Here is a 12268-nt window from a genome sequence, read left to right on the forward strand (position 1 = left end):
CACCAAGATGCCGAAAAAATATGTCACCCCGAAAGAAGCGCAAGCAATTCTCGGAGTCTCTGAGAAGACCCTGCGAAATTGGGACAAACAAGGAAAAATACGTGCAATTAGAATTCCCTCTGGACATCGCAGGTATGACATATCCTCGATTGCCGGAAAGAAAAATAGAGCCAGGATCATCTATGCCAGAGTCAGCAGTCACAAGCAAAAAGCAGACCTTGACCGGCAAGCAGATTACCTACTTTGCCTCTACCCAAGAGCCGAAGTCATCAAAGAAATCGGGTCAGGACTCAACTACAATCGAAAAAAATTTAAAGCCATCCTGGAACGAGTTATGTCAGGAGATGTCGAACAGCTTGTGGTCGGGCACAAAGACAGATTGGCAAGATTTGGATTTGAGTTGCTCAAATGGATTTGCGAACTCAACCATACAGAACTCGTGGTTTGCAACAACACAGAACTTAGTCCAGAAAAAGAAATGGTGGAAGACATACTGGCAATCGTTCACGTCTTCTCTTGCCGACTCTATGGACTCAGGAAATACAAGTCTCAAATCAAAGAAGATCCGGGTTTACCCTGAAACCAAATTAAAGATGACTTGGCGCAAGTGGCTGGCAGCTAGCAGATATTGCTATAACGCCGGAATGGCAAGATTACGCGATACTTACTTTGAAGGGCTTAAATTACCTAGTGCTTATGACTTGCGTCAGGTGGTGATGTCGAAGATCCCGGAATGGGTAAATTCAACTCCCTTTAATTTGCGTGGAGCGGCGGTGCTCGACGCTCATGCCGCCTTTAAAAACACTCCCAAAGAACACAAGCTGAGGCCAAAGTTTCGGAGTTGCCGTCAACCCGTTTCATCCTTTAAGTTACAGTCTCAAAACTGGAGAGGGGGCACGACCTACCCAACGCACAAAACCGAGTCAGGAATTAAGCTAAAGGAGCTAAAAGTCAATGCCAGTGAAGAAATACCAGAAGCGATTCCGAGCGATTTTAATGTCATTTTGGATCGAGGTAGATGGTTTATAACCTACACCGTCGAAGAGGAAAGGCTGACCAATCCTCATCAACAGGCGATCGCCCTAGACCCTGGAGTGAGAACTTTTTTGACTGGTTTTGACGGCAACAAGGTCATTGCACTAGGCAACGGCTCAATCTCGCGCATTGTCAAGCTCTGTAAGCGTTTAGATCGGATTCAGTCAGAAACTGCTAAAGCTAAAGGTAGAGACAATAAGCGCAAAAGATTCAAGCGAAGAAAGCTGGCTCGGCAGCTAAGAATAAAAATTAGAAACCTGGTTGATGAATGTCACAAAAAGACTGCTGCTTTCTTGACCTCTAATTACTCCCAGGTCATGATTCCCGACTTTAAGTCATCGTCTATGGTCTACAGAGCCAAGCGAAAGATTAACCATAAAACAGCACGTTCTTTGCTCACTTGGGCGCACTACCGCTTTAAACAGAGGCTGGTTCACCAAGCGGTTAAACGAGGCTGCCAGGTAATAGAAGTCACGGAAGAATATACAAGCAAAACCTGCTCAAAATGCGGGCAGATTCACAATCGGCTAGGCGGTTCTAAGAAATTTATCTGCCCCAATTGCTCCCATAGAATCGACCGGGATGCTAATGGCAGTATCAATGTCTTCTTGAAAACAATCTCTGGCAATTAGCCAGAGCCAGGTAAGATAGCACCTAATACACAGTATTACTAGGTTTTACCAGTAATTACCGGGTTAAAGACTATCTGAGGAATAATCCCAAGCGGTTTTTAATTTCGTTATCGACTTCTTCTGAGGGGACGTACCAGACATGCAGCATCATCGGCCAATTCCAATATTGGTAGTTGGTAGGTTTGCACTGCTCGAAAATCAAGCGCATTAAGTCGAGATCTTCCTCGGAAATGGGCAGTCCCGGGTCGTCGGAAATCATGCCCCCGACAATTTGACCGTTGACCCGCACATCCAAGGCGGCAACGGTTTCGCAAATTCCTGTAGAAGAGGAGTTGAAACAGCTTCCCGTACCGCATTGGTCGCGCCATTCAAAGAGCTGGCGCAGTTCTTGTTTGACTTGTTCGACGGATTCAATCGAATTAACTCGTTGTTGTAAATCTTGCTGGGCGAGTGCGGGCAGTCCCCAGGCGGTAAGACTGGATACCAGGATGTTGCAAGCGGCGAATCGTAAGAATGTTCGGCTCGATTTTTTCATGATTTTGATTCGACTTGTGAAGTTCCCAAGCTTCCCTAATCTACTTCACGGGCGATCGCCCGTGATTCCTCGATGGGGTCGCTTGATTCTACCCAAGTGAATCGGGGGAACGATCTCGCACGGCAAAATCCCACGACGATCGCCGTGGGACTGCAATCAATTATTTTAAGTCTGGATTATACAATGCGAGTTCGCGTGGGCAATAACCAACACAGAAGCGGACAGTAAACGACCGTAAACAGAACGACGATGGCAACCATCCAAAGGGCATTGGCGAGATCGGGAGTCATCATAAGCATCGATGGCTAGCTTCTCGGCCTAAGAATCTGACAAGAGAAGGTTCGCCCCCTCCAAATCAACAGTTGAGGTTACCTTCATTAAGCCACGAGAACCGTAAAACGTATCAAAAATGACAGAAAATTTAATATCTTTGTCCTATATCGGGTCGGATCGAAGGGTCGGCGCGATCGCCGTTCGAGTCCCCTCCTCGGGTCGCGATCGCCGAGACTCCCGAAACAGCCTCGAAAATATGACGCTTTTGGGGGTCCTTGTCAAAAAAACGACGGCGATCGGCGGTTGCGATCGCACTGTTTTCCCCATATCCTAATAAGTTTAGAAACCTCCGAAAAATCAACGCCAGCATCTCTCTCTTGCGAGATTCTGGAGACAATCAACGGCGGTCAACGGAGTTGCAAAAAGAATGGAACAAGATCGGATGAAAACAGCTATCGTCACGGGTGCCTCATCAGGGGTGGGATTGTACGCCACCAAAGCCCTCGCCAAACGCGGATGGCACGTGATTATGGCGTGCCGCAATTTAGAAAAAGCCAAACAAGCCGCTCAAGACCTCGAAATTCCCGAGGAAAACTACACGATTTTACACGTTGACCTCGGTTCCTTGCAGAGCGTCCGCAAGTTTATCAGCGATTTTCGCACGACCGGACGCCCTCTCGATGGCGTGGTATGCAATGCGGCGATTTACATGCCCTTAATCAAACAGCCATTGCGCAGTCCGGAAGGGTACGAGTTGACGATGACCACCAACCATCTCGGTCATTTCCTCATGTGCAATATCTTGCTCGAAGATATGAAGCGATCGCCCGGTACGGACAAACGCATGGTGATTTTAGGAACGGTCACCCACAACCCCGACGAACTCGGCGGTAAAATCCCCCCGCGTCCCGACTTGGGCGAACTCAAAGGCTTTGCCGAAGGTTTCAAAGAACCGATTACTATGGCAGACGGCAAGAAATTTGAACCCGTTAAAGCCTACAAAGATAGCAAAGTCTGCAACGTGCTGACCATGCGCGAACTGCATCGCCGCTATCACGACGCGACCGGGATTACTTTCTCCTCTCTCTACCCCGGTTGCGTTGCGGATACTCCTCTGTTCCGCAATCACTATCCCCTGTTCCAAAAACTTTTCCCGATCTTCCAGAAGTACATCACCGGAGGCTACGTCTCCCAAGAATTAGCCGGAGACCGGGTGGCGGCGGTGGTCGCCGATCCCGAGTACAAGCAATCCGGAGTCTATTGGAGTTGGGGCAACCGCCAGAAGAAAAACCGTCAGTCTTTCGTGCAGAAGGTCTCTCCACAAGCACGCGACGACGAACGCGGCGAAAAAATGTGGGATTACAGTCTCAAGTTAGTCGGATTGGCTTAACTTAGAGAATTTCTAGAACTGTAGGGCGAACCGGGGTGACGACCACCCCGGTTCGCCCTTTGGGTTCGACCTGCTAAGCGGTTTTGGCTAATAACGGCGCCGCAGCTAAGAGGGTTTGGGTGTACGGATGTTGGGGATGGTTGAAAATTTGGTGCGTTTCGCCAATTTCGACGATTTGGCCGCGATTCATGACGGCGATGCGATCGCACAAAAAGCGCGCCACCCACAGGTCGTGAGTAATAAATAGATAAGTTAAATCGAATTCTGCTTTCAAATCTAACATTAACTCCAACACTTGACTCTGCACGCTCGCATCGAGCATACTCACGGGTTCGTCGCAAATGACGAGTTTGGGATGGGTAATCAACGCCCGGGCGATCGCCACGCGCTGCTGTTGACCCCCGGAGAGTTGGGACGGATAGCGATCGCAAAACTCCCCCGTCGGCGTCAGTCCCACCCGTTCGAGCATTTGTTCCACCTCTCTCCTCGCCTGGGCCGCCGTCGCCAACTTGTGGACGAACAGGGGATCGGCAATACTTTGGGCGATCGTCATCATCGGATTGAGACAGGCTAACGGGTCTTGAAACACCATTTGCATCTGGCGCCGATGGCGACGGACTTGTTCGCGGGTTAAGGTGGTCAGGTCTTCGCCCAAAAAGCGCACCTGGCCGCTCGTCGGGCGGATTAACTGCAAAATCGTGCGCGAGAGCGTACTTTTGCCGCAACCGGACTCGCCAACTAAACCGAGGATTTCACCGGAGTTTAACTCGAAACTGACGCCATCGACGGCTTTAATCGTTTGTGCGGGTTTGCCCAACAAACGCTCGATGAGATTCGGTTCGAGGGTGTAGTGTTGTTTTAAATCTTCAACCTTTAATAAAGGGGCGGCGGATGAAGGTTCGACGACGGGAACCGGATTCGGGGATTTTTCCTCGATCGCGTGAACGTGTAACGCCGCTTCGAGGAGCGATCGCGTGTACTCGTGTTCGGGATCGAACAAGACGCGATCGCTCGGACCGAGTTCGACCATTTCGCCATCGTACATCACCGCAATGCGATCGCAATATTCGCAGACCATCGCCAGATCGTGGGAAATTAACAACAATCCCAGATCGCGATCGCGACACAAGCGGGTCAACTCCTGCAAAATTTCTGCGGAAACCGTCACGTCCAAACTCGTCGTCGGTTCGTCCGCAATAATCACCTTGGGATCGAGCAGCAGCGCCAAGGCGATCGCCACCCGTTGGCGCATTCCCCCACTAAACTCGTGGGGGTACTGAGTCCAGCGATCCGCCGGAATCCGTACCGCCTCCAACGTGGCGATCGCCTTCTGCTTCGCCTCGCGCTTATGTAACTGCGGTTGGTGCGCTTGCAACGTCTCCAAACAGTGATCCCCGATGGTCATCAACGGATCGAGGCGCGTCATCGGGTCTTGAAACACCAACCCCACCACTTCGCCGCGAAATTGCCGCAGTCGAGCTGCATTTAAGTCGAACACCGACTCGCCGTTAAACTCGATCCGACCTTCCACCCGGGCCGATCGCGGTAACAAGCGCATCAACGCCCGTCCCAAGGTCGATTTCCCGCAACCGGATTCGCCGACCAAACCCAAGCGTTCCCCGCGCCCCAAGGAAAACGAGACGCCGTCGATCGCCCAGTTGGGTTCGACCCTCGTCGCACCGCGTCCCCCCGCGTAGGCGACCCGCAGATTTTCAACAGAAAGTAAAGCTTCGCTCATGGAAATTTTCAAGTTGAGAGTTGAGATTAAAACAAGCTTGGCGGTGGGTTCGTCGCGCGATCGCCCGCCGCTTCCTGGGGTCTGTCGAAACGGCGCATCAAATAGGCGACGCCAAACTCTCCATTCGGGTGATTTTCTAAGACTTCGGCGAGATCGAAGACCATTTGCGCCACTTCCGAGCCTAATTTCTCGATGGTCGCCTGACGTTCTTTTTGATTGTGATGTAGCGATCGCATTTGTGCTTGCCAGTCTCCTGAAAAGAGTTGTTCGATCGATTCGTGCAGTCCTAACGCTTCCAAGATCTCCCATTCGCCGCGATCGCACCAGATTCCGTTGCAATTGGGACACCGTTCGATATAAAAAGGCCGATCCACCATCACCCGCGCCCGGGTCATGTAGCGCTTGCACTCCGGACACAGTGCCGCTTTACTATCAAATTCCGACGGTCGGAAATTGAAATCGCCTTGGGCGGCGATCGAGTGGACACTCACCCCGGAAGGGCGGCGATCGGCCTGCCAGCGTTCGTATTCCGCCGAAGAAATCCAATTTCCCTGACATCGCGGGCATTCGTGGGCGTCGAGATCCCCTGAGAGTACCACATCGACTAGGGTAACCGTTTTATCTTTCGGACATTCCACAATCTTTACTCCTGGCTTTGAGATTTGAGATTTGAGATTTTAGATTTTGGCTTTGAGATTTTAGATTTTAGATTTTAGATCGAGCACTGAACCCTTTCGTTCTCAGTGACCCGGCGGCGATCGCCTTGCATCCTCCTGACTCGCTTCTCCCAAAACCACCACCAGATAACGACTCAACGCCTCCAACCGTTCCCGGATTTGAGCCAGTCGTCGGGCGCGGGTTTGGGGTTGCTGGCAAGTTTGCAAGAATAACACTTCATTTCCGAGCAAACGCTGCTGTTTGTGCATTTCTGTCTGGTAAGACTGTACACAGGAGGCAACACTCGGGTCGAGATCGTCGATCCCCAATCCTAAAATTTGCTCTTGAAAAAGCTGTTGCATCTCCAAGACCTTCACTTTCAAGGTCTTGCTATCCCCTTCAGTCTCGCTGGCGAGTGCGAGTAACTCCTCGACGACTTGCTGAAATTGTCGATACTTTTGACAGTGAACTTCAGGCAGCATGATGTAAAGAATTTTGTTTATAGTAGTAGAGTAGAGGCTTTAGGAAACGGCATAAAGCTCCTCAACGCCTTCATAGTTTTGAGCCGTTTTGTTGATAAAAAATTCAACTCACCCTGAGATCCGGCGAACGGATCTCAAGCGTATCCCGTCGAGCATTCCCTTTCTAGAGTGTCTGCTTTCGCGTCTTTATTAAACTTTATCGAATTTTCTGTATCCTTCGATACAAGAAATGCCGTAAAATTGGGCAAATTATTGATTCAATTGTCCTTCTATTCTTAATCTTTAAGCATTATGGTTATGAACCCCCCCGCATTGAGTTGTTCGTTTGAAGTCGAGATTCCCGACTGGTTGAATTCCTGTTTGATCGATCGCGAACAGGGTTCGGCGAACAGTTCGGCAGATTGGTCGTCCGAAGAAAATGCCTTAATTTGTGGGGCGTTTGAGTTTGCCTACCGCCTGCACGAATGCCAGAGAAGACGATCGGGCGAGCCTTACATCATACATCCGATCGCCGTTGCCGGATTGCTGCGCGATCTCGGAGGAAGTAGCGCCATGATTGCGGCAGGATTCCTGCACGACGTGGTGGAAGATACCGATGTCACCCCCGAACAAATCGAGGAAATGTTCGGGCCGGAAGTGCGACAATTGGTCGAAGGGGTGACGAAGTTATCTAAATTTAACTTTTCGAGTAAAACCGAACGACAGGCGGAAAATTTCCGGCGCATGTTTTTGGCGATGGCGAAAGACATTCGCGTGATCGTGGTCAAATTGGCCGATCGCCTGCACAACATGCGAACCTTAGATTCGCTTCCCGATGCCAAACGACGGCGGATCGCCTTAGAAACCCGAGAAATTTTCGCGCCGTTGGCGAACCGACTGGGAATCGGTCGGTTTAAGTGGGAGTTAGAAGATCTCGCGTTTAAATATCTCGAACCGGAATCGTACCGGGAGATGCAAGAGTTAGTCGCGGAAAAACGAACCGATCGCGAAGCGCGACTCGCCAACGTGACCGAAGTGCTGCGCGATCGCCTCAAACAAGTCGGCATCGACTGCATCGACGTAAGCGGACGGCCCAAGCATTTGTATGGAATTTACCAAAAAATGCAACGGCAAAATAAGAAATTCCAGGAAATTTACGACGTCGCTGCGGTACGGACGATCGTCAAAAATAACGAAGAATGCTATCGGGCTTTGGCGATCGTTCACGACGTGTTTCGTCCGATTCCCGGTCGGTTTAAAGATTACATCGGCTTGCCCAAACCGAACCGTTACCAGTCCTTACATACCGTCGTCATCGGTCAAACCGGACGCCCGATCGAGATCCAAATTCGTACCTTAGAAATGCACCAAGTTGCGGAGTACGGGATCGCGGCCCATTGGAAATATAAAGAAACCGGATCCAGCGTCGCCCAAATGTCCTCGGATGACGAGAAATTTACCTGGTTGCGACAACTACTCGAATGGCAAAGCGACCTCAAAGACGCTCAGGAATATCTAGATAACGTCAAAGATAATTTATTTGACGAGGATGTTTACGTTTTTACCCCGCAAGGAGACGTGATTTCTCTCAAACGGGGGGCGACTCCCGTGGATTTTGCCTATCGCATCCACACCGAAATCGGCAACCACTGCGCCGGGGCGAAGGTCAACGATCGCATGGTTCCCCTGGACACGCCGTTAAAAAATGGGGATATCGTCGAAGTGATGACCCAGAAAAACTGTCATCCGAGTTTGGATTGGTTGAACTTTGTGGTCACGACTGGGGCGCGCAACCGAATTCGCCAGTGGTACAAGCGATCGCACCGGGATGAGAACGTCGCGCGCGGGCGAGAAATGCTCGAAAAGGAAATGGGTAAAAATGGGTTTGAATCCTTGCTCAAGTCCGAATCGATGCACCAAGTCGCCCAACGCTGCAACTATCAAGAGGTCGAGGATTTACTCGCCGCCTTGGGTTACGGCGAAGTCACGTTGAACTCGGTGGTCAACCGCCTGCGCGAGGCAGTCAAAACTCACCGCCCTACGGAAGACGATACGGATAGTTTAGATTACGAACAACTCGAACTGACCCCCTCGACCTCCTCGCGAGCCCTGCGCGAAGCGCCGCGTCCCTTACCGTCGGGCAAATCGCCGATTATTGGCGTTGAGGGATTGGTATACCATTTGGCGGGCTGTTGTAGTCCGGTTCCCGGGGAGGCGATCGTCGGGGCGGTTACTCGGCGCGATCGCGGCATTTCGATTCACCGTCAGGGTTGTCCCAACTTAGACCGCATTTCCGGCGATCGCCTGCTTCCGGTCAGTTGGAATCCCACCGACGAAGAAAGCGGTCGCGCCCAAACCTATCCGGTCGAGATTTCGATCGAAGTCCTCGACCGCGTCGGCGTGCTCAACGATATTCTGTCGCGATTGAAAGATAATAATGTCAACGTCCGCAGCGCCAATGTCAAGACTTACATGGGTAAACCTGCGGCGATCGAATTGGGGATCGATATCTGCGATCGCCACCAACTCGATCGCACCTTCGCCCAAATCCGACAAATGAGCGACGTTCTCAATTTGCGCCGCATGGGACAGATGGAGGATTGAGGCGATCGGATGTTGGATTGTCGATTTTAGATTCTAGATTTCGATTGGCAGGGTAACGCTTTCGTTCGGTTCCCTTGAGGCTTACAGACTCAACTCTGGCGCCCGGAACCGTGGCAGGGGTGACAGTAAAATCCCGTGGATCCTTGCCGTCCCGTGCCGCCACACGCCTTACACGGCGACGATTCGGGCGATCGCCCCTGCACGCCTTTGCCCCCGCAAGCGAGACAGGGGTTGCGGGCGCCGATCGGCGAGGCGCCCGTGCCGCGACAGTAGGCACAGGTTATTACAGGTGAGGGGAGTTCGTGCGATCGCCTGCCGTGACAGACCGGACAGGTCGATAACGGGGACATGATCTGATATCGGTCTTTTCCCGTTCCCCGACAGTAGGCGCAGGGGACGTGAGTGAGCGCCGTTTTGGGGGTGGCGCGTTCGCCCAGCGACGCCGTAGGCGTATCGCCGATCGTGGAAGGTTCTTGTTTTGTCATCAGTTGGATCTCTATTGGATTTCAAATTTGAAGGATGGGAACCTTGACTCAAAGGCGATCGCCCCTAATCGAGTCCAGAACTAGAGACGTACAAACGGGCGTCTTTGTGAACGACTAACCCTTTTTGAATCAGCGATCGCAACCCTCGAACCGCTTCGACGCGATCGATCCCTAACGCCGATTCGATCGCCGAAACTCTCACCCCATGATTGTGCTGCAAATAATCGTAAATTTCGAGTTCGTAAGCGACCGTCGGCGCGATCGCTTCCTCGGGACTCTTCCTCGGTGATTCCGGCTGATTTTTAACGGGAATATCCGCAGCTCGATCGGCATTTTCTCCCGTCATTTCGGGGGTCAAACGGTCTAAAAGTGCATCGAGGTACCCTTGAGCTTTCGACAAAGAAATTGCAGCCCGCGAGAGTAAAACATCCCCACATAAATCGCGAAACGCTTCGCAATCTGACCGAATCGGGATATCGTGAACTTGGCAAATTTTGGCGATCGCCAATGCCGATCGCAATCCCGATGTTTTGTCGCTTTCTGTTTCTTGATGAAACCTTTTGACCAGTCGCACGATCGTTTCCGCATCGCGGCGATCGAAGGAATATTTACACACTAACATCTCGATCTCGCTCAGTTCGTCCGGTTCTTCTAACTCGATCGTTACTAAGCGATCCACGAGGGCATCTTGGGTGTCGTGAATGCCGCAATATTCCGCCGGGTTGGAGGTAAAAATAACCCGAAATTCTGGATGGACGCGAACGTATTCCGATCGCTGGATATTCGGAGGTAAAACTAGTAATTTTTCTTCTAATGCGGATAGTAAAACATTATTGACTTCCGGGCGCGATCGGTTAAATTCATCGTAAACGAGGGTAAATCCTTCCCGACAAGCTAAGGTCAGACGAGAATCGAGCCAGTTTTCTCCAAATTCATCTTCAATTTTAACGACGCTGTGAATGAAACGATCGACCACTTGTTTGCGGTGGTACCCGGATTGCGTCCCGATTAAATCGGAACTTTTCAGTTGTTCGTCGCCGAAAATTAAGACCGTGGGACGATTGAGAAGATCGGCTAAATGTAAAGCTAGGGTCGTTTTTCCCGTTCCCGCCGGACCGCGCAAGTGGATCGAAAAACCCGATCGCAAATAACGCAGCGATCGCGTGACCAGGCGATCGATGAAAGGCGTGTTAACAAATCCTTTGGGACGAGTTTGTAGCACGATAGTTAGGAGGAAAAAGGCAAAACAAACAAGGTAACCAAGAAAAATTCTAAAGTAAATTACTGACTCATTTCTTCTTGAGTGTAATAGACGCGATCTCGTTGAATAATAATGCCTTGGACGAGGAGCGATCGCAGAACTTGTACAGTTTGGATGCGTTCCATCCCTAAAGCGGACTCGATATCAGCCAGACGGGCGCCTTTTTGTTGGTGAATGTAGCCATAAACATCGCTTTCTAAACTGGCGGGAATTTTCCGATTGGTGGGACGAATCGAGACCGATGGCGGACTCCCGACGGAGGAATAGACTTGTCCGGGATAGCTGAGTAATTCCCGGGCAAATTCGAGCAGGCGATCGCGCAATTTATAGAAAGCTTTGCGACGATTGTACTCCATTTTGTTGAGAACTTCTTCGATTCCGCGTAGCCGTTCTGCTTGCAATTGTTCTAATTGTTGCAGGCGATTTTCGATATCCGATCGCAGGATTTCGACGAATTCGTTTAAGTCTTCTTCGAGGCGATCGCGCGTCTGCTGTTTCACGTCGCTATCCTCATCGAAGGATCGACCATTTGCAGAAGGGCGATCGCACTCGAATTGAGTTCTAAAATATTGTAACTCTTGGGATAACTTCAGCCATTGCAGTTGTCGTTTGCGACCCATTTCGCCCACTGAAAAACGGGTATTTTCTGCGAGCGATCGCGAGAACAAGGCGAGTTCTTTGGCCAATTTCTCGGCTTCTTTCTGTCGAGAATTGCGGCGATCGTCGATAAATTGGCTAACTTTACGATCTAACTCGTCACAAAATTGTTGTAATTCTTCCTGTTGGCGCGTTTCTTCCTCGGCGAGTTCGCCGAATAACTCGCTGAGGTGATGCTGTAGTTGAGTGCTGTTGGCTTCTCGTTCGCTTTCGAGGACATCTAACATCGCCTGGACTTCTCGCTGGCGATGTTGAATTTGTTGTTCTCGATCCCATTTTAGGGTATTCCATCGATCGACTAACGCCATTGTTCCCGTTTCCTCCTTGACCGATCTCCCTAGCACTCCTGGCGATCGCTTGGGCGGCGTTCCACAGATCCGCGCGCCTGGAAGAATTTTACTAGATTTCGGCGATCGAAGTTAAGAAATACTCATAAATCTTATTATTTTAAATCGGCATTGCTATGTCTCTTGTCCCTATAGGAATTTGGCGACTTGACAAGGTCGATCTTAGATGCAACGGATTGAAAACCGCTATAGC

Annotated in this window: 11 protein-coding genes; 4 read left to right on the plus strand and 7 right to left on the minus strand. The window is 50.7% G+C overall.

Going from position 1 to position 12268, the window contains the following annotated elements:
• Positions 1 to 7 precede the first annotated feature (7 nt).
• Positions 8 to 580, plus strand: coding sequence for an IS607 family transposase (locus HCG48_RS04165; RefSeq protein WP_168568033.1), 573 nt, complete (start codon positions 8 to 10; stop codon positions 578 to 580).
• Positions 528 to 1667 (plus strand): RNA-guided endonuclease InsQ/TnpB family protein, encoded by a 1140-nt coding sequence (locus tag HCG48_RS04170; protein ID WP_210437171.1) that lies wholly within the window; start codon positions 528 to 530, stop codon positions 1665 to 1667. Before HCG48_RS04165 ends, HCG48_RS04170 begins: the two co-directional genes overlap by 53 nt.
• A gap of 70 nt (positions 1668 to 1737) precedes the next feature.
• Here HCG48_RS04170 and HCG48_RS04175 read toward each other — a convergent pair whose 3' ends face one another.
• Complete coding sequence (locus tag HCG48_RS04175; protein ID WP_168568035.1) at positions 1738 to 2202, minus strand: hypothetical protein; 465 nt, start codon at positions 2200 to 2202, stop codon at positions 1738 to 1740.
• A gap of 700 nt (positions 2203 to 2902) precedes the next feature.
• On the opposite strand from HCG48_RS04175, the gene HCG48_RS04180 reads away from it, so the two are divergent.
• Entirely contained in the window at positions 2903 to 3865 is a 963-nt protein-coding gene (locus HCG48_RS04180; RefSeq protein ID WP_168568036.1) for a protochlorophyllide reductase, read from the plus strand.
• Between the two features lie 73 nt (positions 3866 to 3938).
• Here the strand turns inward: HCG48_RS04180 and HCG48_RS04185 are convergent, their stop codons facing one another.
• From HCG48_RS04185 to patD, 3 genes are all read right to left on the minus strand, one after another.
• Positions 3939 to 5603, minus strand: coding sequence for a dipeptide ABC transporter ATP-binding protein (locus HCG48_RS04185; RefSeq protein ID WP_168568037.1), 1665 nt, complete (start codon positions 5601 to 5603; stop codon positions 3939 to 3941).
• A gap of 26 nt (positions 5604 to 5629) precedes the next feature.
• Complete coding sequence (locus HCG48_RS04190) at positions 5630 to 6241, minus strand: zf-TFIIB domain-containing protein (RefSeq protein ID WP_168568038.1); 612 nt, start codon at positions 6239 to 6241, stop codon at positions 5630 to 5632.
• Between the two features lie 102 nt (positions 6242 to 6343).
• Positions 6344 to 6742 (minus strand): heterocyst frequency control protein PatD, encoded by a 399-nt coding sequence (gene patD / locus HCG48_RS04195; protein ID WP_168568039.1) that lies wholly within the window; start codon positions 6740 to 6742, stop codon positions 6344 to 6346.
• Between the two features lie 297 nt (positions 6743 to 7039).
• On the opposite strand from patD, the gene HCG48_RS04200 reads away from it, so the two are divergent.
• Positions 7040 to 9325, plus strand: a complete 2286-nt coding sequence (locus HCG48_RS04200) for a RelA/SpoT family protein (protein WP_168571732.1) — start codon at positions 7040 to 7042, stop codon at positions 9323 to 9325.
• An 89-nt stretch (positions 9326 to 9414) separates the two neighbouring features.
• On the opposite strand, the gene HCG48_RS04205 is transcribed toward HCG48_RS04200, so the two are convergent.
• From HCG48_RS04205 to HCG48_RS04215, 3 genes are all read right to left on the minus strand, one after another.
• Positions 9415 to 9810, minus strand: coding sequence for a hypothetical protein (locus HCG48_RS04205; protein WP_168568040.1), 396 nt, complete (start codon positions 9808 to 9810; stop codon positions 9415 to 9417).
• A 64-nt stretch (positions 9811 to 9874) separates the two neighbouring features.
• Positions 9875 to 11032 (minus strand): gas vesicle protein GvpN, encoded by a 1158-nt coding sequence (gvpN, locus tag HCG48_RS04210; RefSeq protein WP_246259888.1) that lies wholly within the window; start codon positions 11030 to 11032, stop codon positions 9875 to 9877.
• Between the two features lie 59 nt (positions 11033 to 11091).
• Complete coding sequence (locus HCG48_RS04215; RefSeq protein ID WP_168567310.1) at positions 11092 to 12036, minus strand: hypothetical protein; 945 nt, start codon at positions 12034 to 12036, stop codon at positions 11092 to 11094.
• Positions 12037 to 12268 lie beyond the last annotated feature (232 nt).

Source organism: Oxynema aestuarii AP17 (assembly GCF_012295525.1).
GTDB lineage: Bacteria > Cyanobacteriota > Cyanobacteriia > Cyanobacteriales > Laspinemataceae > Oxynema > Oxynema aestuarii.